This window comes from Ottowia pentelensis (genome assembly GCF_964341695.1).
In genome coordinates this window covers 877,970-898,770 of the sequence record NZ_OZ224513.1, presented here as the reverse complement: position 1 = coordinate 898,770, position 20,801 = coordinate 877,970, and the positions used below count along the sequence as shown (strand labels likewise).

General features: G+C 70.6%; 20 protein-coding genes. 12 read left to right on the top strand and 8 right to left on the bottom strand.

The window, feature by feature from the left end; genetic code table 11:
- Positions 1 to 95: 95 nt before the first annotated feature.
- From ACWHMB_RS04295 to ACWHMB_RS04285, 3 genes are all read right to left on the bottom strand, one after another.
- Positions 96 to 1,682 (bottom strand): ABC transporter substrate-binding protein, encoded by a 1,587-nt coding sequence (locus tag ACWHMB_RS04295; RefSeq protein ID WP_377482575.1) that lies wholly within the window; start codon positions 1,680 to 1,682, stop codon positions 96 to 98.
- A gap of 40 nt (positions 1,683 to 1,722) precedes the next feature.
- The gene (locus ACWHMB_RS04290) at positions 1,723 to 2,703 is read right to left on the bottom strand and encodes an ABC transporter permease (protein WP_377482573.1); all 981 of its coding nucleotides are present in this window, start codon (positions 2,701 to 2,703) and stop codon (positions 1,723 to 1,725) included.
- A gap of 197 nt (positions 2,704 to 2,900) precedes the next feature.
- On the bottom strand, positions 2,901 to 3,851 hold the full coding sequence (locus tag ACWHMB_RS04285) for a porin (RefSeq protein WP_377482571.1): 951 nt from the start codon (positions 3,849 to 3,851) through the stop codon (positions 2,901 to 2,903).
- 262 nt (positions 3,852 to 4,113) lie between these two features.
- Here ACWHMB_RS04285 and coq7 point away from each other — a divergent pair, with 262 nt between their 5' ends.
- Positions 4,114 to 4,749 carry a 2-polyprenyl-3-methyl-6-methoxy-1,4-benzoquinone monooxygenase gene (coq7, locus tag ACWHMB_RS04280; RefSeq protein WP_377482569.1) on the top strand — a complete coding sequence of 212 codons (636 nt, stop codon included), beginning with the start codon at positions 4,114 to 4,116 and terminating at the stop codon, positions 4,747 to 4,749.
- Between the two features lie 18 nt (positions 4,750 to 4,767).
- On the opposite strand, the gene ACWHMB_RS04275 is transcribed toward coq7, so the two are convergent.
- On the bottom strand, positions 4,768 to 5,220 hold the full coding sequence (locus ACWHMB_RS04275) for an OsmC family protein (RefSeq protein ID WP_377482567.1): 453 nt from the start codon (positions 5,218 to 5,220) through the stop codon (positions 4,768 to 4,770).
- A gap of 371 nt (positions 5,221 to 5,591) precedes the next feature.
- Between ACWHMB_RS04275 and ilvA the strand changes: the two genes are divergently transcribed.
- Positions 5,592 to 7,169 carry a threonine ammonia-lyase, biosynthetic gene (gene ilvA, locus ACWHMB_RS04270; RefSeq protein WP_447648445.1) on the top strand — a complete coding sequence of 526 codons (1,578 nt, stop codon included), beginning with the start codon at positions 5,592 to 5,594 and terminating at the stop codon, positions 7,167 to 7,169.
- A gap of 13 nt (positions 7,170 to 7,182) precedes the next feature.
- On the opposite strand, the gene ACWHMB_RS04265 is transcribed toward ilvA, so the two are convergent.
- Positions 7,183 to 7,755: a type II secretion system protein N gene (locus ACWHMB_RS04265; protein WP_377482563.1), complete on the bottom strand. Its 573-nt coding sequence runs from the start codon at positions 7,753 to 7,755 to the stop codon at positions 7,183 to 7,185.
- Positions 7,756 to 7,809: 54 nt separating this feature from the next.
- Between ACWHMB_RS04265 and gspG the strand changes: the two genes are divergently transcribed.
- The 10 genes from gspG to ACWHMB_RS04215 all read left to right on the top strand — a co-directional run bounded on the left by gspG (position 7,810) and on the right by ACWHMB_RS04215 (position 17,613).
- Positions 7,810 to 8,250 (top strand): type II secretion system major pseudopilin GspG, encoded by a 441-nt coding sequence (gspG, locus tag ACWHMB_RS04260; RefSeq protein WP_377482561.1) that lies wholly within the window; start codon positions 7,810 to 7,812, stop codon positions 8,248 to 8,250.
- Positions 8,251 to 8,349: 99 nt separating this feature from the next.
- Complete coding sequence (locus tag ACWHMB_RS04255; RefSeq protein ID WP_377482559.1) at positions 8,350 to 8,781, top strand: prepilin-type N-terminal cleavage/methylation domain-containing protein; 432 nt, start codon at positions 8,350 to 8,352, stop codon at positions 8,779 to 8,781.
- Complete coding sequence (gspI, locus tag ACWHMB_RS04250; RefSeq protein WP_293222350.1) at positions 8,778 to 9,140, top strand: type II secretion system minor pseudopilin GspI; 363 nt, start codon at positions 8,778 to 8,780, stop codon at positions 9,138 to 9,140. The genes ACWHMB_RS04255 and gspI overlap by 4 nt, the downstream gene beginning before the upstream one ends.
- A 185-nt stretch (positions 9,141 to 9,325) precedes the next feature.
- Positions 9,326 to 10,039 carry a PulJ/GspJ family protein gene (locus ACWHMB_RS04245; RefSeq protein ID WP_377482557.1) on the top strand — a complete coding sequence of 238 codons (714 nt, stop codon included), beginning with the start codon at positions 9,326 to 9,328 and terminating at the stop codon, positions 10,037 to 10,039.
- A complete protein-coding gene (gene gspK, locus ACWHMB_RS04240) occupies positions 10,036 to 11,082 on the top strand; it encodes a type II secretion system minor pseudopilin GspK (protein ID WP_377482556.1) in 1,047 nt (348 codons plus the stop codon). The genes ACWHMB_RS04245 and gspK overlap by 4 nt, the downstream gene beginning before the upstream one ends.
- Positions 11,083 to 11,247: 165 nt before the next feature.
- Positions 11,248 to 12,465 (top strand): type II secretion system protein GspL, encoded by a 1,218-nt coding sequence (gspL, locus tag ACWHMB_RS04235; RefSeq protein ID WP_377482555.1) that lies wholly within the window; start codon positions 11,248 to 11,250, stop codon positions 12,463 to 12,465.
- A complete protein-coding gene (gspM, locus tag ACWHMB_RS04230; RefSeq protein WP_377482554.1) occupies positions 12,462 to 12,980 on the top strand; it encodes a type II secretion system protein GspM in 519 nt (172 codons plus the stop codon). The genes gspL and gspM overlap by 4 nt, the downstream gene beginning before the upstream one ends.
- Entirely contained in the window at positions 12,977 to 13,840 is an 864-nt protein-coding gene (gene gspN / locus ACWHMB_RS04225; RefSeq protein WP_447648444.1) for a type II secretion system protein N, read from the top strand. Before gspM ends, gspN begins: the two co-directional genes overlap by 4 nt.
- Before the next feature lie 45 nt (positions 13,841 to 13,885).
- Entirely contained in the window at positions 13,886 to 16,210 is a 2,325-nt protein-coding gene (gene gspD / locus ACWHMB_RS04220) for a type II secretion system secretin GspD (protein WP_377482550.1), read from the top strand.
- Positions 16,211 to 16,212: 2 nt separating this feature from the next.
- The gene (locus ACWHMB_RS04215) at positions 16,213 to 17,613 is read left to right on the top strand and encodes a GspE/PulE family protein (RefSeq protein WP_377482548.1); all 1,401 of its coding nucleotides are present in this window, start codon (positions 16,213 to 16,215) and stop codon (positions 17,611 to 17,613) included.
- 93 nt (positions 17,614 to 17,706) lie between these two features.
- On the opposite strand, the gene ACWHMB_RS04210 is transcribed toward ACWHMB_RS04215, so the two are convergent.
- The 3 genes from ACWHMB_RS04210 to soxB form a co-directional block, all read right to left on the bottom strand.
- A complete protein-coding gene (locus ACWHMB_RS04210; RefSeq protein ID WP_377482546.1) occupies positions 17,707 to 18,156 on the bottom strand; it encodes a hypothetical protein in 450 nt (149 codons plus the stop codon).
- A 170-nt stretch (positions 18,157 to 18,326) separates the two neighbouring features.
- Complete coding sequence (locus ACWHMB_RS04205; RefSeq protein ID WP_377482544.1) at positions 18,327 to 18,866, bottom strand: DsrE family protein; 540 nt, start codon at positions 18,864 to 18,866, stop codon at positions 18,327 to 18,329.
- A 189-nt stretch (positions 18,867 to 19,055) separates the two neighbouring features.
- Complete coding sequence (soxB, locus tag ACWHMB_RS04200) at positions 19,056 to 20,789, bottom strand: thiosulfohydrolase SoxB (protein WP_377482542.1); 1,734 nt, start codon at positions 20,787 to 20,789, stop codon at positions 19,056 to 19,058.
- Between the last annotated feature and the right edge of the window lie 12 nt (positions 20,790 to 20,801).

Below are 20,801 nucleotides of genomic sequence, written 5' to 3'. Positions count from 1 at the left end.
ACTTATAGCTATCGGCGCTTGATCGGCGGGCGCCACAGGCCTATTTGGCTTGAAACCTGGCTTGCCATCAGCCCATGGCCCCGGCGCCCGCCGCATCATGGCTTGATGGTGATCCACTTGAAGGGCATGTAGTTGTCGGCCAGTTGCACCAGGTCGACCTTCTTGCTCACGCCCCAGGCCAGCATCTGCTGGTGCAACGGCAGGTGGCCCACGTCGTCGATGTGCATCTGGAACGCCTCCTTGATCATCGCGTTGCGCTTGGCCTGGTCGGTCTCGGCGCCGATCTTGGCGGTCAGCTCGTCCAGCTTGGGGTTGCAGTAGCTGCCCAGGTTGAACTGGCCGGCCCCGGTCTTGTCGTCCGGGCAGTGCATGATGGCGTTCAGCACGTTGTGCGCGTCGTAGGTCGAGGGCGTCCAGCCGAGCAGATAGAAGCTCGTGTCGCGGCGCAGGATCTTGGGAAAGTAGGTGCCCTTGGTCTCGGCCTGCAGGTTGATCTTGACCCCGATCTTGGACAGGTTGGCCGCCACCGTCTGGCAAATCTGCCCGTCGTTGACGTAGCGGTCGTTGGGGCAGTTCATGGTCACCTCGAAGCCATCGGGATAGCCGGCCTCGACCAGCAGCTTCTTGGCCGCCGCGACGTCGTACGGAAAGCGCTTGTCCTGCGCCTCGGTCCAGCCGTTGATGCCGGGGCCCACCATCAGCGCGGTGGGGCGCGACTGGCCGCGCATCACCGTCTTCTTGATGCCCTCGATGTCGATCGCCTGGTAGAAGGCCTTGCGCACGCGCACGTCCTTGAACGGGTTCTTGCCCTTGACGCTGGAGAACTGCAGCTCGTCACGCTTCTGGTCCATGCCCAGGAAGATGGTGCGCAGCTCGGGCCCGGCGATGACGCGCGTGCCGGCGTTGGCGTTGACGCGGGCGATGTCCTGCACCGGCACCGGCTCCATCACGTCGATCTCGCCCGACAGCAGCGCCGCCACGCGCGTGGCCGGGTTGGCGATGGGCGTGAAGATGACTTCCTGCGCGTTGCCTTCGATCTTGCCCCAGTAGCGCGGGTTGCGCACGAACACCGTGCGCACGCCCGGCTGGCGCTCGCGCACGTGGTAGGGGCCGGTGCCGTTGGTCTTGAACGAGGCGGTGTTCTCCACCCCCTTGCGCCGGTCCACCGGCTTGACGGCGTCGTTGGCCTCGCACCACTTCTTGCTCATGATGTAGACCTGCGAGAGGATCTGCGGCAGGATGGGCTGCGGCGACTTGGTCTCGATCTCGATCGTGTGATCGTCGATCTTGCGCGTTTCCTTCACGTCGGTGCCATAGCTTTTCATGTCCGAGCCGTCGGCCATGATGCGGCCCATGGTGAACACCACGTCGTCGGCCGTGAACGGCGTGCCGTCGTAGAACTGCACGCCCTTGCGCAGCTCGAAGCGCCACACCGTGGGCGAGGTCTGCTTCCACGACGTGGCCAGGCGCGGCTCCATCTCCAGCTTCTTGTTCCAGCCCACCAGCGCCTCGTAGGCATTGCTGTCGACCGACAGCTGCAGCGACTCGTTGAGCGAATGCGGGTCGAGCGACAGCGCGTCGCCCTGGTTGGCGATGCGCACCGTCTGCGCCGAGGCGGCGCCGGCCAGCGCCAGCAGGGCGGCGCCCACCAGCAGCGACAGGCCTTGGGTCTTCGGGTTCATGCGGGTCTCCTTGGTTTGGTTGGAATGTGAAGCGAAAAACTCAATGCCCGCCCGCCTGGCCCACGCTCAGGCGCGGGTCGACCACCACGTATAGCAGGTCGACGACCAGGTTGATGACGACGAAGATCAGCGCGATCAGGCACAGGTAGGCGGCCATCACCGGCACGTCGGCAAAGGTGACGGCCTGGATGAACAGCAGGCCCATGCCGGGCCACTGGAACACCGTCTCGGTGATGATGGCAAACGCGATCAGGCCACCCAGCTGCAGGCCGGTGATGGTCATCACCGGCACCAGCGTGTTCTTGAGCGCGTGGCCGAAGTGGATGGCGCGGTCGGTGAGGCCGCGCGCGCGCGCGAACTTGATGTAGTCGGTGCGCAGCACTTCCAGCATCTCGGCGCGCACCAGGCGCATGATCAGGGTCAGCTGGAAGATCGCCAGCGTGATGGCGGGCAGCACGATGTGCACCCAGCCATCCCGGGTCAAGAGGCCCGTGCTCCACCAGCCGAGCTGCACCGTGTCGCCGCGCCCGAAGCTGGGCATCCAGCCCAGCATGACCGAGAAGATCAGGATCAGCAGAATGCCGATCAGGAAGGTGGGCAGCGACACCCCCAGCAGGGACACCGTCATGAACACCTGGCTCATGAAGCTGCCGCGCCTAAGCGCCGCGTACACGCCCATGGGAATGCCCACCAGCAGCGCCAGCGCGGCGGCGACGATGGACAGCTCGAAGGTGGCCGGAAAGCGCTCGGCCAGCAGGCGCGAGACCTTTTGCCCCTGGCGCAGGCTGAGGCCGAACTCGCCCTGCACCGCGTTGACCAGGAAATGCCAGAACTGCACGAAGAAGGGCTGGTCCAGCCCCAGGTCGGCGCGCAGCTGGCGAATCTGCTCGGGCTTGGCGTCCTGCCCCAGCAGGAACACCACCGGATCGCCCACGTACTGAAACAGCAGGAAGGCCACGAACGCCACCGACACCATCACCACAACGGCCTGGATCAGGCGACGAAAAATGAATGCACCCATGCCTCGCTCGATAAGTCTGCGCGCATGCTAACAGAGGGGCCTGCGCAGGCGGCACAGGGATTGCGAGGATGGAACAGGCCTCGATTCGATGCTTCTCGTGCGCATCGAGCGCCCAACAAAAAACCGCCCGAAGGCGGCTTTTTGCTGATCGAAACTTGCCCCGAGGGGCAGGTCACGCGCCCAAAGGGCGCGGGCGATCAGAAGTTGTGGCGCAGACCAATACCGTAGTTGTTGGTGCTGTCCAGACGCAGGTAAGCGGCGTAGACGAAGGTGCGCTTGGACAGGGCGTACTTGCCTTCCAGAACGCCGTTGGTGTACTTCTTGCCACCGAAGTCGTTCTTGGTGTCGCGGGTCAGGTCCAGCGTCACGGCGAAGGCGCCCAGGTTGGCGGTGCCGCCCAGGCTGAAGCCACGACGCTTCAGGTCGGAACCGGCGGCGTACACGTTGTGGTACGAAGCCGCAACCTTGAAGTTGCCGAAGTTGTAGTTGCCACCCAGCGCGTAGTTGGTCTTGCTGTCCTTTTCCTTGTTGACACCCAGGCCGACGCCGATCGGGCCGTTGGCGTACATCACGCCCAAGTCCCACTTGGCCTTGCCAGCGTTGTCGTCCTTCAGGACGTAGCCCAGCTCGGCGCTGAAGCCGCCCAGGTTGGGGGTCTTGTAGCTGAACTGGTTGCTGGTACGAGAACCTTCGCCGGTGAAGCCGTAGGTGTTGTCGACTGCGGAGTAGTTGGCGGTGCTGGTCAGTTCCCAGGTGGCCAGGGCGTAGAACGACGGGTTCAGCGTGCGGCCCATCTTGAAGGTACCCCAGTTGCCACCGATCCACAGGTTGGCAGCACGGCTCCACATCTGGCCGCCGCTCAGGTTGCCGGCACCGTTGCCCAGGCTCAGGCCGTGCTCGAAGTTGAAGCCGACCTTCAGGCCACCGCCCAGGTCTTCGACGCCACGCACGCCCAGACGGCTGGTGCCGTTGTTCATGGTGCCCGAAGCGGCCATGCCAGTCTTGCTGGTCTTGTCGCCGGTGACCGGGTCACGGGTTTGCGTACGAGCGATACCCGCATCGGCCACGCCGTACAGGGTCACGGAAGATTGAGCCATCGCGGCACCGGTGAAGCCCAGCACGGCCAGGGCGATCAGAGATTTTTTCATTGCAAGTTCTCCAAGGTTAAACATAGGGCTCCGGTGCGAAGGGTCCGTCTGCGATTCCCGCCGGTTCCCCGGGCCAACCTCCCCGATTGGGAAGTTGTTGTTATTGCACCAGACCTGCCCGGAACATGCAAAGACTTCCGTGCCAAAACGGCCCCGGACCCCCGGATTTGTTGCGAATCGGCGACACCCCGCCACGTGGCGTTGGCTTGCTGCAACAGGCCGCGTCCGGCACGGCGAGCGCGGCCTGGCGTACCATGCCGGCATGTTGTCACTGACCGATCGCCTGCTGGGCGCCGCCGACAGTGCCCTGCGCACCCTGCTGGCCCAGCCCCAGCCCGCACGCCCCAGCCCGGCCGCCGGCCTGGCGGCCGCCGACGCCCTGGACGAATCCGACCGGCGCCTGTCGGGCGCCCTGATGCGGGTCAACCATGTGGGCGAGGTCTGCGCCCAGGCTTTGTATCAGGCCCAGGCGCTCACCAGCCGCAGCGAGGCCCTGCGCCAGCAGCTGGACGCTGCCGCGCGCGAGGAAACCGACCACCTGGCCTGGACGCGCGAACGCCTGCAGCAACTGGGCAGCCGGCCGTCCTGGCTCAACCCGCTGTGGTACGCCGGCGCCTTCGGCATCGGCGTGCTGGCCGGCAAGCTGGGCGGCGACCGGGTGAACCTGGGCTTCGTGGTCGAGACCGAGCGCCAGGTCGAGGCGCACCTGGCCCGGCACATGGAGCGCCTGCCCGCCGCCGACGCCGCCTCGCGCGCCGTGGTGGCGCAGATGAAGCAGGACGAGGCCCGCCACGCCGACGGGGCCCTGGCCGCCGGCGGCGCCGAGCTGCCCCTGCCCGTGCGCGCCCTGATGCGCGCCGCCGCGCGGGTGATGACGGGCACCGCGCACTACATCTGACTCACCGCACCCGACGGATCACGTCAGCTCGACAACGTCGAACGAGGTCGTGATCGCGGCCGTCTTGCCGAGCATGATCGAGGCCGAGCAGTATTTTTCATGACTCAGCGCAATGGCGCGCTCCACCGCGGCCACCGGCACCGCCTTGCCGGTGACGGTGAAATGCATGTGGATGCGCGTGAACACCTTGGGGTCTTGCGCCGCGCGCTCGCTGGTCAGGCGCACGCTGCAACCGCGCACGTCGTGGCGGCCGCGCTGCAGGATCAGCACCACGTCGTAGGCGGTGCAGCCGCCGGCGCCGGCCAGCACGGTTTCCATCGGGCGCGGCGCCAAGTTCTGGCCACCCTGCCCGGGGTGGGCCGCATCGGGCGCGCCGTCCATGGCGATGATGTGGCCCGAGCCGGTCTCGGCCACGAAGCCCATGCCCGAGCGCGCGCCCGCCGCGCCGGTCCAGGTGACTTGGCATTCCACGTTGATGCACCTTGTTGAAAGTCGGGCCCTCAGTGTAGCGGGATGGCCCCTCGGCCGCGTTTGATGCTGCAGCGCAACATGATTCGCGCACGATCGTGCTTTTCGTGTAGACTACGCCCATGCCAGCGCGAAATCGCTGGCGCCGATTGTCTCCTCCACCCCTTCAAACGGTGGATTAAGCCCTGAGCCTCGCGGTTCGGGGCTTTTTTTTGCCACCCGACCGCCGCAAGGCAAAACGCCCCTTGGGGGCAGCGCACCACGCGCAGCGGGGGCACACAGGGGAATATTTTGCTGCTATGCAGCATGAGCGGCGGGCGGGTTTGCGGCGCGCTCCTTATGATGGCGGGTTCGCTTTTTCGCCCGTCCGCACCATGCCTGCTGCCCCTTCCGCCGCCTCTGCCACCCCGCTGTCCCACACCGACTACCTCAAGCAGGTGCTGACGGCGCGCGTGTACGACGTGGCCATCGAGTCCGACCTGACGCCCGCCAAGGTGCTCAGCCGCCGGCTGCACAACAAGGTGCTGCTCAAGCGCGAGGACCAGCAGCCGGTGTTCAGCTTCAAGCTGCGCGGCGCCTACAACAAGATGGCGCACCTGACACCCGAGCAGCTCAAGGCCGGCGTGATCTGCGCCAGCGCCGGCAACCACGCCCAGGGCGTGGCGCTGGCGGCGCACAAGCTGGGCGCGCGCGCCGTAATCGTGATGCCCGTCACCACGCCGCAGGTCAAGGTCGACGCCGTGCGCGCGCTGGGCGGCGAGGTGGTGCTGGTGGGCGACAGCTATTCCGACGCCTATGAGCACTCGGTCAAGCTGCAGGCCGAGCAGGGCCTGACCTTCGTGCACCCCTTCGACGACCCGCTGGTGATTGCCGGCCAGGGCACCATCGGCATGGAGATCCTGCGCCAGCACCAGGGGCCGCTGGATGCCGTGTTCGTGGCCATCGGCGGCGGCGGGCTGATCAGCGGCGTGGCCGGCTACATCAAGGCGGTACGGCCCGAGGTCAGGATCATCGGCGTGCAGATGAGCGACTCGGACGCCATGGCGCAGTCGGTGGCCAGCGGCCAGCGCGTGGCGTTGCCCGACGTGGGGCTGTTTGCCGACGGCACCGCCGTCAAGCAGGTGGGCGCCGAGACCTTCCGCATCGCGCGCACGCTGGTGGACGAGTTCATCCGCGTCGACATCGACGCCGTGTGCGCGGCCATTCGCGATGTCTTCATCGACACGCGCAGCATCGTCGAGCCCTCGGGCGCCATGGCGGTGGCCGCCGTCAAGCAGTACGTGGCCACGCACAAGAGCAAGGGCGAGACCTACGCCGCCATCCTGTCGGGCGCCAACATGAACTTCGACCGCCTGCGCTTCGTCGCCGACCGCGCCGAGGTGGGCGAGGAGCGCGAGGCCCTGCTGGCCGTCACCATCCCGGAGGAGCGCGGCAGCTTTCGCCGCCTGTGCGAGCTGATCGGCCAGCTGCCCGGCGGGCCGCGCAACGTGACCGAGTTCAGCTACCGCATCACCAACGCCGCACAGGGCGGCAAGGCCCACGTGTTCGTCGGCCTGACCACGGTGGCCAAGGGCGAGTCGCCCAAGATCGCCAGCACGTTGCAGCGCGCGGGCTTCGACGCGCTCGACCTGACGCACGACGAGCTGGCCAAGGAGCACGTGCGCTACATGATCGGCGGGCGCTCGCCGCTGGCGCGCGACGAGCGGCTGCTGCGCTTTTTGTTTCCCGAGCGGCCGGGGGCGCTGTTCAAGTTCCTGAGCGGGATGAAGCCGAGCTGGAACATCTCGCTCTTTCACTACCGCCACCAGGGCGCCGACTACGGCCAGATCCTGGTCGGCCTGCAGGTGCCCGCCGCCAACAACGCGGCCTTCACGCGCTTCCTGGCCGAGCTGGGCTATCCGTGGGTGGAAGAAACGGCCAATCCGGCCTACCGCCTGTTCCTGCAGGCCTGACGCTTCGAGCCGATCAGCGCTGCGGCAGGTTCACGCCCATGCCCGGATAGGGCGTTGCAACGCTCGGCGCCACCACCGGCCGCGGCACGGGCGTCGCCACCGGGCGCGGCAAGGGTGCCGCCGTCGACCGCGGGCGCTCGTCGGGCAGCGGCAGCTCCAGCCGCAGCTCGCGCCCCTTGGCCGCCAGCACGGCGGCGGACGGCGTGACCGAGCGCAGCGTCCAGCCGCCTTCCAGCCCGTCCAGCGTGGCGCCCACGCGCAGCGGCCTGGCCGGCTGGCCGTCCAGCGCGATCAGGGCCGCGCCGCCCGCGCCGTGCGTCAGCACGCCGCGCAGCGCCAGCCGCCCGGCCAGGTCGGGGTCGGCCGGCGCGGCGGCGCTGGGCTGCGCGCCCAGCGCGCGCGCCACCGCCGCCACGTCCAGCGCCGGCGCGGCGGCGGGTGCGGTGCCGGCCACGGGCACGTCCACCGGCCGCTGCGCCCCGCCCCACTGCAGCGCCCACCCCGCGGCGCTGCCGGCGGCCAGCGCCCACAGCACCGTCGTGACCAGGGCCACCGGCAGGCGGGGTGCAAGGCGAGACGAGGACATGGCGGCGATTATCATTGAAGCCACCTTCGCCATTCGCGCTTGCGCCTGCCTTCCATGACCGTTGCCCCCCTCGCCACCCGCTGGCGCCGCGCCGCCGGCTTCACGCTGATCGAGCTGATGGTGGTGCTGGTCATCATCGGCGTGCTGGCGGCGCTGATCGTGCCCAACGTGCTGGACCGCACCGACGACGCGCGCGCCACCGCCGCGCGCACCGACGTCAACAACCTGATGCAGGCGCTCAAGCTGTACAAGCTGGACAACCACGCCTTTCCCACTGCCGAGCAGGGCCTGCAGGCGCTGGTGACCAAGCCGACCACGCCGCCGGTGCCGCCCAACTGGCGCCCCTACCTCGACAAACTGCCCAACGACCCCTGGGGCCGGCCCTACCAGTACCTCAACCCCGGCATCAAGGGCGAGGTCGACGTGATGAGCTTCGGCGCCGACGGCGTGAGCGGCGGCGAGGGCAAGAACGCCGACATCGGCAGCTGGCAGTAGGCGCCGCCGCTGCGCCCGCGCGTGCCAGGGCTTGAGCGGATTACTATGTTTTTGATAGCTGATCGCGCTTGTTCCATAAGCGCTACAGGCCGATTTTGCTTGCAATGCCGGCGCGGCTTTACCCTGATCGAGCTGATGGTGGTGCTCGCCATCGTCGCGCTCGGCACGGCCCTGGTCAGCCTGGCCCTGCCCGACGGCGACCGCAACGTCCTGGCACGCGACGGCGCGCGGCTGGCCGCGCTGCTCGAATCGGCCCGCGCCCAGTCGCGCGTAGCCGGCGTGCCGGTGCAGTGGCGCCCCACGGCCAGCGGCTTCGCCTTCGACGGCCTGCCCGCCACCGCGCCGCCCCTGCCCAGCGGCTGGCTGGACGCGCGCACCCGGGCCGTCGGCAACGCCCCGGTCACGCTGGGCCCCGACCCCATCATCCCCGCGCAGGCCATCGTGCTGCAGCTGACCGGCAGCGCCACGCCGCCGCTGCGCGTGGCCACGGACGGGCTGCGGCCGTTCGAGGTGGAGGACGTTCCACCATGAAGCTGCAGCTTGCACGTGGTTTTACCCTGGTCGAAGTGATGGTGGCCCTGGCCATCACCGCCATCGCCTTGGTGGCTGGCCTGAAGGCCACCGCCGCGCTGACCGACAACGCCCAGCGCCAGGACGCGCTGCTGCTGGCGCGCATCTGCGCCGACAACCAGCTCATCGCCCTGCGCCTGGCGCGCCAGCTGCCCGGCGTGGGCGACAGCGCCAGCGCCTGCCAGCAGGGCGGCCGCGCGTTCCAGGTGCAGCAGCAGGTGCGGCCCACGCCCAACCCGAACTTCCGGCGCGTGGAGGCGGCAGTCAGTGAAGGCAGCCTCGTGATCCTGCGCATCTCGACCATCGTGGGGCGGAATTGACTGGCCCCAACGCTCCCCCGCTGCACGTGGTGCGCTGGCCTTGCAGGCCGCGGAGCCGACAGAGCCGGCTCCTCTTCGGGCTGTCCAGGCCTGCGCAGGCAGGCCCGGAGCCGCAGCCCTTAGCCCCGAGGGGGCCTCGCCCGCCTTGGGGCGGCCCGGCGGCGGGCGGCTCCACTCTGCCCGCGTTGTTGAAGCGGCGCACGTTGCGTGGCTTTACCTTGGTCGAAGTGCTGGTCGCCCTGGCCATCCTGGCCGTGATGGCGGCGCTGACCTGGCGCGGCATCGACGGCATGGCGCGCGCGCAGCAGGCCACCGGGCGCCACACCGACGAGGTGCTGACGCTGCAGGCCGGCCTGGCGCAGTGGCGCGCCGACCTGGACGCCATGATGATCTGGCCCACCGCCACGCCCGCGCCCACCGTCACCCCCGGCGCCACGCCCGCCGCCGCCCCAACCGCGCCGCAGCGCAGCCTGGCCTGGGACGGGCGCGTGCTGCGCATCACCCGCACCGGCGCCGACGCCGCCGCCGGCCTGCGCGTGGTGGCCTGGGCGCGCCGCGCCGACGACGGCCAGTGGCTGCGCTGGCAGTCAGCGCCGGTGCAGTCGCTGCGCGCCTGGCAGGCGGCGTGGGACGCCGCCGCGCGCTGGGCCGAGGCCGGCGCCGCGGCCGACCCCGGCAACCCCAACGCCAGCGTCGCCGCCGTGGCGTCCACGCTGAACTGGCAGCTGCACTACTTTCGCGGCAACGCCTGGACCAACCCCCTGTCCAGCCCCGACCCCGGCGCCGCCCAGGCCCTGCCCGACGCCGTGCGCCTGCTGCTGGTGCTGGCGCCCGGCCAGGCGGTGACGGGTCCCGTCTCCTTGGACTGGGTGCGGCTCGATTTCGGAGGCAATTCATGAGGCCCCCACGCTCCCCTGCTGCGGGTGCGCCGCCCTCCGAGGAGGCCCGCATCGCCTGTCGCCAATCCGGGGCAGCTTTATTGATGGCCATGATCACCGTCGCCCTGGTCGCCACGCTGGCGGCCGGCGCGCTGTGGCGCCAGTGGCGCGGGGTGGAGGTGGAGCGCGCCGAGCGCGCGCGCGCGCAGTCCGACTGGATCCTGACCGGCGCGCTGGACTGGGGGCGCCTGATCCTGCAGGGCGACCTGAACGAGGACAGCCGCAAGAACCAGCTGGTCGACGACCTGACCGAGCCCTGGGCCGTGCCGCTGGCCGAGGCGCGCCTGTCCACCTTCCTGGCCGCCGGCGAGGCCAGCGCGGCGGTCGACCGCGAGGCCTTCGTCTCGGGCCAGATCAGCGACCTGCAGGCGCGCCTGAACGTGATGAACCTGGTGGCCGGCAATGGCGAGCAGCAGCTGGCCGCGCTGGCGCGCTTCACCCGCCTGTTCGAGCAACTGGGCCTGCCCAGCCAGGAGCTGGGCGGCCTGCAGCGCGCGCTGGCGCGGGCCCAGCAGGCAGCGGCCGGCACGCCGGCGGACGGCGCCGACGCACCCCTGCTGCCCGCGCGCTTCGAGCAGCTGGCCTGGCTGGGGCTCGCTCCCCGCACGCTGGCGCTGCTGCGCCCCTACGTCACGGTGCTGCCGCTGGCGGGCAACCAGGCCACGCCGGTCAACCTCAACACCGCCCCGGCCGAGGTGATCTACGCCGCCGTGCCCGAGCTCGACCGCGCGCAGGCCGAGCGCCTGGTCGCCCTGCGCACGCAAAACCGCCTGACCACGCCGGGCCAGGCCGCCACCGACCTGGGCGTGACCATGGGCCAGCTGAGCCTGGACTGGACCTCGGTCAACTCCAGCTTCTTCGAGATCCGCGGCCGCCTGCGGCTGGACGACGTGGCGCTGGAAGAAGTCGCCGTGGTGCAGCGCGCCACCGACGTGCGCGGCCGCCAGGTGCGCACGCTGTGGCGCGCGCGCAGCGCCCTGACGGTGCCGGCCGCCGGCCAGTGACTGCAAAAACAATAGCTGTCGGCGCTTGTCCATCCTGGCTTTCAAAGACAAACTGATTCAAACGCCAAGGATGATGCGCGCCAGCCGCTCCGATTTTTGCATCACCCAGACGGCCCATGGACGGGCTTCCAAGCCCACCCCCACCCTACAATCGACCATCCCGCCATGAGCCTGCTGATCCTCGCCCTGCCGCCCGGCCCCGCCTCGCCCTACGCCTGGGCGACGTCGGCCGACGGCCAGCAGCTGAGCGCGCACGGCACGGCGTCGGCCGAGCTGCTGCCCGCCGCCGGGCGCGGCGTCGAGGTGGTGGCGGTGCTGCCCGCCGCCCAGCTGTCCTGGCACCGCGTGCAGCTGCCGCGCGGCGTGGGCCCGCGCTCGCCGCGGCTGCGCGCCACCCTGGTCGGCCTGCTCGAAGACCAGCTGCTGGACGAGCCCGAGCAACTGCACTTCGCGCTCGGCCCCGACGCCGGCGCCGGCGGCCAAACCTGGGTCGCCGTGTGCCGGCGCGACGGTCTGCTCGCGCACCTGCGTGCGCTGGACGCCGCCGGCCGGCCGGTGGCGCGCATCGTGCCCGAGCGCAGCCCCGAGCCGGGCGCGCTGCAGCTCGACTTCATCGGCGAGCCCGAGCGCGCGCAACTGCTGGTCGCCGGTGGCCCCGACGGCGGCGCCCAGGCCCTGCCCTGGAGCGCCGGCACGCTGGCGCTGCTGCAGGCGCGCGGGGGCGACGCGCTGGCCACGGCCCAGGTGCAGGCCGAGCCGGCCGTGGCCGCCCTGGCCGAGCAGGTGGCGGGCCGCCCGCCCACGTTGCAAACCCCGGCCCAGCGCCTGCTGCAGGCCAGCGCCACGCGCTGGGATTTGGCGCAGGGCGAGCTGGCGCGCACCGGCGCCGCCCGCGCCTCGCGCCAGGCGGGGGCCGCCTGGCGCACGTTCTGGCACGCGAGCGCCTGGCGCGCGGCGCGCTGGGGCCTGGGGCTGCTGCTGCTGGTGCAGATCGTGGGCCTGAACGTCGCCGCCTGGCAGACCCGCGGCGAGCTGGCCGCGCGCCGCACGCAGATCGACGCCGCGCTGACGCAGAGCTTCCCGCAGGTCAAGGTGGTGGTCGACGCGCCGGTGCAGATGGCACGCGAGCTGGCCAGCCTGCGGCGCGACACCGGCGCCGCCTCGCCGCGCGACCTGGGCCCCATGCTGGGCGCTTGGGCGCAGCACGCGGGCGCCGACGCCGTGCCCACCGCCTTCGAATACGCGCCGGGCGAGCTGCGCGTGCGCGGCGTGCAGCTGTCGGCCAGCGCGCTGGAGCAGGCGCGCCGCCAGCTGCGCCCGCTGGGCTACCGGCTGGACACCGACGCGCAAGGCGCCGTGCTGCGCGAAGGGGCCGCGCCATGAGCGACACCACGAATCCCGACCAGCCCGCCGCCCGCCTGGCCGCCGCCTGGGCCGCCCTGCAGCCGCGCGAGCGCCGTGGCCTCGCGCTGGCCGCCGCCGTGCTCGGCCTGGCGCTGCTGTGGTGGCTGGCGCTGGCGCCGGCGCTGGCCACGCTGCGCGCCGCGCCCGCCCAGCGCGCCGAGCTGCAGGCCCAGGCCCAGCAGATGCAGCGCTGGCAGCGCGAGGCCGAGGCGCTGAAGGCGCAGCCGCGGCTGGCGCGCGACACCGCCGTCGCCGCGCTGGAGGCCGCCACGCACCAGCGCCTGGGCAACACGGCCCAGCTCAGCCTGGCCGGCGAGCGCGCGCAGGTCACGCTCACGCAGGCGCCGGCGCAAGACCTGGCCGACTGGCTGGCCGACGTGCGCGCCAGCGCCCGCGCCGTGCCGCTGGACGCCCGCTTGACGCGCAGCGGCGACGCCGCGCCGGGCGCCGCCGTGCACTGGAGCGGCACGCTGTCGCTCAGCCTGCCCTCATGAGCCCCCGCCCGCCCGCCCGCGCCGAAGGGGGCTCGCGCCGTCGTGCGAAGCACGGAGGTTCATCGGTGACGCCACGCCGCGCGCCGGCAGCCGCCACGGCTTGGCGCTGGGCCGCGCTGGGCGCCGTGCTGGGCCTGCTGCTGACGATCACCGTGGCTGCGCCGGCGCGCTGGCTGGCCGCCGCCGTGGCCCAGGCCAGCAGCGGCCATCTGCAGCTGCTGGAGCCCACCGGGCGCGTGTGGGCCGGCTCGGCCCGGCTGGCGCTGGCCGGCGGCGCCAACAGCCGCGACCGCGCCGCCCTGCCCGGCCAGCTGCACTGGCGCCTGGCGCCCACCTGGAGCGGCGCGCAGGCGCGCCTGACGCTGGACTGCTGCACGGCCCCCGACGGCCTGCTGCTGCGCGTCAGCCCGCGCTGGGGCGGCGTGCAACTGCAGGTGGCCGACGGCGCCTCGCACTGGCCGGCCGCCGTGCTGGCGGGCCTGGGCACGCCCTTCAACACCATCGCGCCCGAGGGCGAACTCGACCTGGTCACGCAGGGCCTGGTGGCCCGCTGGCTGGCCGGCCGGCTGCAGCTGGACGGCGGCGCCACGCTGACGGCGCGCGCGCTGTCCTCGCGCCTGTCCACGCTGCGGCCCATGGGCTCGTACCAGCTGGTGCTGCGCGGCGGCAGCGACATCGGCGTCAACCTGTCGACGCTGGACGGCGGCCTGCGCCTGTCCGGCAGCGGCCGCTGGGTCGGCCAGCGCCTGAGCTTTCAGGGCGAGGCCAGCGCCGCGCCCGGCCTGCAGGGGCAGCTGGCCAACCTGCTCAACATCCTGGGCCGGCGCGAAGGCGACCGCGCGATCCTCTCGTTCAGCTAGACCCCATTTGCTACAGTGCCCCCTGCTCACCGAACCGCCCCGCCCATGGCCCGCTCCACCGCTCGATTTTCGCTGCACCCGCTGCTGGCCGGCCTGCTGCTGGCGCTGGCCGCGGGCGCGCACGCCGCCGGCCCGGCGCCTGCCCGCGCGGCGGCCAGCACCGAGGGCGCCAAGGCCGCCGCGGGCGGCCGCGTCACGCTGGACTTCGTCGACGCCGAGATCGACGCCGTGGCGCGCACCATGGCCACGCTGACCGGGCGCAACGTGGTGGTGGACCCGCGCGTCAAGGGCACCATCACGCTCAGCAGCACGGTGCCGGTGACGGCCGCGCAGGCGCTGGAGCTGTTTGCCGCGCAGCTGCGCATCCAGGGCTTTGCGCTGGTGCAGCACGACGGCATGGCGCTGGTGCTGCCCGAGGCCGAGGCCAAGCTGCAGGCCGCCAGCGTGTCGGCCGGCACCGTCAAGGGCGGCGGGCAGATCCAGACGCAGATCTTTCGCCTGACGCACGAGAACGCCAACAACCTGGTGCCGGTGCTGCGCCCGCTGATCAGCCCCAACAACACCATCAACGTCAACCCCGGCACCAACGCGCTGGTGATCACCGACTACGGCGACAACCTGCAGCGCATCGCGCGCATCATCGCCGCGCTGGACGTGGCGCACGCCACCGGGGTGGAGGTGGTGCCCCTCAAGCACGCCGTGGCCTCCGACCTGGCGCCGCTGGTGGCGCGCCTGCTGGAGACCGGCGGCGGCGCGGCGCTGGCGCCCAGCGCCGCGCCCGGCCAGCCCGTCGCCGCCGTGCGCACCGCCGCCGGCGGCGGCGACGCCGGCGGCTACCCCACGGCGGTGCTGCCCGAACCACGCAGCAACGCCATCATCCTGCGCGCGGCCAACCCGGCGCGGCTGGCGCTGGCGCGCTCGCTGATCGAGCAGCTCGACCAGCCGCCCGCGCGCAGCGCCGCCGGCGACGGCAGCAACATCCACGTCGTCTACCTGAAGAACGCCGACGCCGCCAAGCTGGCCGTGACCCTGCGCGCCGCCCTGGCCGCGCTGCCGGGCCAAAACGCCAACGCCGGTGGTGGTGCGACCGCCAGCGGTGGCGGCGGCGGCGCCAGCGCGTCGCCGCGGCCCAGCGGCGGCAACAACCTGATGGCCACCGGCGCCAACGCCGGCAACGGCCTGGCCAGCGGCCCCAGCATCGACGCCGAGGGCAACAACCAGCCGTCCACCGGCGGGCAAATCCAGGCCGACCCGGCTACCAACTCGCTCATCATCAGCGCGCCCGAGCCGGTGTACCGCGAGCTGCGCGCCGTCATCGACAAGCTGGACCAGCGCCGCGCCCAGGTGTTCATCGAAAGCCTGATCGCCGAGGTGCGCACCGACAAGGCGGCCGAGTTCGGCTTTCAGTGGCAAGCGCTGCTGGGCCGGCGCGACGGCAGCAACGTCGGCATCATCGGCACCAACTATGGGCAGGGTGGCGACAACCTCGTCAACCTGATCGGCCAGTTCGCCAACGGCAAGCCGTCGACGCAGAACATGCTGCTGCCGCCGCAAGGCCTGAACCTGGGGCTGGGGCATCGCATCAACGGCCTGTTCACGCTGGGCGCGCTGGCCAACTTCCTGCAGAGCACGGGCACCGGCAACGTGCTGTCCACGCCCACCCTGCTGACGCTGGACAACGAGGAGGCCAAGATCATTGTCGGCCGCAACGTGCCCCTCGTCACCGGCAGCTTCACCAACACCGGCGCCAGTGGCGGCACCGTCAACCCGTTTCAGACCTTCGAGCGCAAGGACGTCGGCCTGACGCTGCGCGTGCGCCCGCAGATCAGCGAGAACGGCACCGTCAAGATGGTGATCTACCAGGAGGCCTCCGACGTCGACCCCACCTCGGTGGGCTCGCAACAGGGCATCATCACCAACAAGCGCGCCATCGAGTCCAGCGTGCTGGTGGACGACGGCGCCATCGTGGTGCTGGGCGGGCTGATGGAAGACCAATATACCGAGGGCGAGAACAAGGTGCCCGGCCTGGGCGACATCCCGGTGCTGGGCAACCTGTTCAAGAGCCGCAACCGCAGCATCACCAAGAGCAACCTGATGGTCTTCTTGCGCCCGGTGGTGGTGCGCGACGCGGTGGACAGCGAGGCGTTCTCGCTCAGCCGCTACGACCTGATGCGCGCCGCCCAGGGCCGCACCCAGCCCGAGCCCAGCAGCGTGCTGCAGATCAACCAGGCGCCGGTGCTGCCGGCCGTGGCGCCGACGCAGGCGGGCCAGGGCTGGAGCCGGCCCGCCCCGCCGCCGCCGCTGATCCAGATGCCCGCCAGCGGCGAAACCAGCGACCCCGGCGCCAGCCTGACGCGCACCACGCCGTAGCCATGCGCTACCCCCTGCCCTATGCCTTTGCCCGCACGGCGCGCCTGCTGCTGCAGGACGATGGCGGGCAGCTGACGCTGTGGCACGACGGCGCGCCCGAGCCCGCCCACCTGGGCGAGGTGCTGCGCCAGCACGGCGCCGACGCCGCCGCGCTGCAACTGCAGCAGCTCGACGCGCCGACGCTGGCGCAGCGCATCAGCAGCGCCTATTCGCAGGCCGAATCCAGCGCCGCCGCCGTGGTGAGCGAGGTCGAGAGCGATGCCGACCTCTCGCGCATCATGCAGGAGCTGCCGGCCGTCGAGGATTTGCTGGAAGCCGCCGACGACGCCCCCATCATCCGCATGCTGAACGCCCTGCTGACGCAGGCGGCACGCGACGGCGCCAGCGACATCCACATCGAGCCCTACGAGCGCCACAGCAGCGTGCGCTTTCGCGTCGACGGCGCGCTGCGCGAGGTGGTGCAGCCCAACCGCGCGCTGCACGCGGCGCTGATCAGCCGCCTGAAGATCATGGCCGACCTGGACATCGCCGAAAAGCGCCTGCCGCAGGACGGCCGCATCAGCCTGCGCCTGGGCACGCGCGCCATCGACGTGCGCGTGTCCACCCTCCCCAGCGCGCACGGCGAGCGCGCGGTGCTGCGCCTGCTCGACAAATCCGAGAGCCGGATCAGCCTGGAGTCGGTCGGCATGCAGGGCGACGTGCTACAAAAATTCGAGCACTTGATCGCCCAGCCGCACGGCATCATCCTGGTCACCGGCCCCACCGGCAGCGGCAAGACCACCACGCTGTACGCCAGCCTGGCGCGGCTGGACGCGGCGCACAACAACATCATGACGGTGGAAGACCCGATCGAGTACGAGCTGCCCGGCGTCGGCCAGACCCAGGTCAACCCGCGCATCGAGCTGAGCTTCGCCCGTGCGCTGCGCGCCATCCTGCGCCAGGACCCCGACATCGTGATGATCGGCGAGATCCGCGACATCGAGACCGCGCAAATCGCCATCCAGGCCAGCCTGACCGGCCACCTGGTGCTGGCCACCCTGCACACCAACGACGCCGCCAGCGCCGTCACGCGCCTGACCGACATGGGCGTCGAGCCCTTTTTGCTCTCGTCGTCCCTGCTGGGCGTGCTGGCGCAGCGGCTGGTGCGCAAATATTGCAGCGGCTGCGGCGGCAAAGGCTGCGACGCCTGCGGCCACACCGGCTACCAAGGCCGCACCGGCGTGTTCGAGCTGCTGGTGGTCGACGACGCCATCCGCGCCCAAATCCACGGCCAGGCCGCCGAGGCCGACATCCGCAGCGCCGCGCTGGCCAAGGGCATGCAGTTGATGCGCGAGGACGGCGAGCGCCTGATCGCGCAAGGCATCACCAGCCGCGAGGAAGTGCTGCGGGTGACGCGGGATTGAGGTTTTGAATCAGATCGGGCTCTGGCGCCCGTCCAGAAAGCGCTGTCAGCTATAAAAATCAAAGCGTCCACCTGTTTCAGGGCACGCCCTGGTTTATCCAGCTGCCCAAGCCGCCGCCTGCAACACCGCCGGCAACTCATGCGCCAGCGCCATCTCCTCGCGCTGGTGATGGTGCTCCAGCAGGTGACGCAAGGAGTGGGCGGCGTCCAGCAGGTCCAGCACGGCCTGCCGGCGGGCCTGCCTGCCTTGCGGTGCGCACGCGGCCGCAGCCTGCACGCGCGCGGCGTATTCATCGGCCAGCAGGGCGATGCGATCGTGCTCCAGCTGGTAGACGCGCGCATCCCAGCGCGCGCCTGCGGGCACGTGGGGCAGCAGGCGGGTTTGCTCGATCTCGATGTGGCCGTTCAGCGCCTGGCGCCAGCGGGCGAGCCGGCGGCGCGCGCCCTTGAAGTCGCCGCCGACCACGTCCAGCAGGTGGGCGTGCAGCAGGGCATCGATGCGCTGGTGCTCGCGCTCGAAGAGATTGGGCAGTGACGCATTCATGGCCCGAGTGTCGGGCAACTGGCGGCCCGCGCGATGCGCCCGGCGCGGATGGCCCCAGGGCGCACCGTGCCGCTGCGGCCGGCGCTGGCGACGATGGCCCGGCCCGACTTGTTCTTGGCGATGCGGGCGCGCGGCTGGACGACTGCTGCGCTGGACTTGAGCCCGCCGGCCTACTTCCTGAGTTGCGGCTGGTCGAGATAGCGCGCGTCCCGGACCGGCAGCGGCGCCGGATTGACGGACTGGTTGATGACTTGGTAGCCCTTGCCCATCCAGTAGACCAGCTCGGGAAAGCCGCCGGCCTCCGCCACCGTGACAAAGCCGTGCATGTCCTCGGCCTGAAAGCCGGCCGCCTTCATGGCGTTGCTGCACATCCTGAACTCCACGCCCTCCTTCGCCAGGCCGGCCATGCGGTCGACGATGTCCTGGTATTCGAGGTAGTTCTCCTTGGCGAAGGCGCGCAGCTCGGGGCCGCGGGTGAGCACCACCACCCTGCCCTTGGCGGCCTTCTGCATGTTCTTGACGTAGTTGTACAGGCCATGCAGCTGTTGCGGCTCGGCGTAGTTGACGTCGAACACCACGTCGGCCGTCAGTGTCTCGCGCCGATCGGCCTTGGCGGATCCATAGGGGGCGAATTCCTCGGCGAGCGCGGGGGGCGCGGCAGTCGCAACGACGACAACAGCGAGACCGATGCAGGACAGAGACCGTTTCATCCGTGTTCTCCTCACGTCACTTTCAGTGGGCGTAGGCTGGGTTAGCCGAAGGCGTAACCCAGCGTCGGCACCGGGTCGTGCGAAGCTGGGTTTCGCTGCGCTCTACCCAGCCTACGAGAATTCAAGCTGAATAGGGCTCAAGCGCTCGCCCATAAAGCGCTGGCAGCTATCGAATCAGAAGCATCGACTCTACCCCGCGTAGCCCGGATTGGGCAGCCCGCCCGTCAGCTTGGGCGCGTTGGCCTGGCGCGGCGAGACCTTGCCGCCGCGCGCCTTCAGCCACTGCTCGATCAAGTCCCACACCATGGGGTTGCCGGCCTTGGCGGCGTCTTCGGCCACGGGCGCCCAGCCGGCCACCTTGTAGGTCTTGGCGGGGTCGATCGGCTGGCCCTTCAGGCGCATGTCGCTGATGCGCCGGCCCATGTCGGCCAGCGGGTCGCAGGCGTAGCTGAGGCCGCCCACGCGCACCATGTCGCCGCCCTGCTGGTAGTAGGGGTCGGGGTTGAACAGGTTGTCGGCCACGTCTTCCAGCACGGTCTTGAGCATCTCGCCCTTCATGTCGGTGAGGGTGGCGTAGCTGTAGGTGGTGGCGGTCATGTCGAGCAGCCATTCGCGCGTGATGGGCTGGCCGGGCAGCAACGAGGTGCCCCAGCGAAAGCCGGGCGAGAACGCGATCTCGGCGCCCTGCACGTCCATCAGGGCATCGACGATCAGCTGGTCGCCGGTGCCGTTGAAGTTGCCGCGGCGGTACAGCAGGCCTTCGGTAACGGCCAGCTGCTCGGCCAGCTTGGCCTCGTAGGGCGCGCGGATCTGGGTGATCAGCGCGTCCATCGCCTTGTCGGCCGGCAGCATGTTGGCGAACACCGGCAGCAGCTTGTAGCGGAAGTCGCTCACCTTGCCGTTCTTGACGTCGAAGTCCAGCACGCCCAAGAACTTGCCGTTGCTGCCGGCGTTGGTGACGATGGTCTGGCCCGACTTGTTCTTGACGATGCTGGCCACCGGCATGCCGTCGTGCGTGTGGCCGCCGAGGATGGCGTCCACGCCCGTGACGCGGCTGGCCATCTTCAGGTCGACATCCATGCCGTTGTGGCTCAGCACCACGACCACCTGCGCGCCCTTGCCGCGCGCCTCGTCGACCATCTTCTGCAGGTTCTCGTCCTGGATGCCGAATTCCCAGTCGGCCACCATGTAGCGCGGGTTGGCGATGGGCGTGTACGGAAAGGCCTGGCCGATGATGGCCACGGGCACGCCATTGATGGGCTTGACGACGTAGGGCTTGAACACCGGGTCGCCGAAGTCGGTGGTCTTGACGTTTTGCGCCACGAAGTCGACCTTGCCGGCAAAGTCTTTCTCGATGATTTCCTTCACGCGCTCCATGCCCAGGGTGAACTCCCAGTGGCCGGTCATCACGTCCACGCCCAGCAGCTTGCAGGCGTCCACCATGTCCTGGCCCTTGGTCCACAGCGCCGTGCCCGAGCCCTGCCAGGTGTCGCCGCCGTCCAGCAGCAGCGCGCCGGGGCGGCTGGCGCGCAGGCGCTGCACCAGGGTGGCCAGGTGCGCAAAGCCGCCCACCTTGCCGTAGCGCTGCGCGGCCTGGTCGAAGTCGAGGTAGGTCAGCGCGTGCGCGGTGGGCGTGCCGGCCTTGACGCCGACGGCCTTCAGCAGGTCTTCACCCACCCGGTGCGGCAGGCGGCCCTTCATGTCGCCCACGCCCAGGTTCACGCTGGGTTCGCGAAAGTAGATGGGCCTCAGCTGAGCATGGCAGTCGGTCATGTGCAGCAGCGACACGTTGCCGAACTTCGGCAGGTCGTACAGCCCCTCGGCCGCCGTCTGCGCGCTGGCGTCGGCAAAGCGGCCCAGGCCCAGGCCGGCGGCGCTGGCGGCGCCCAGCACCTGCATGAATTCGCGTTTGGTGAGATTCATATATCAGCACTC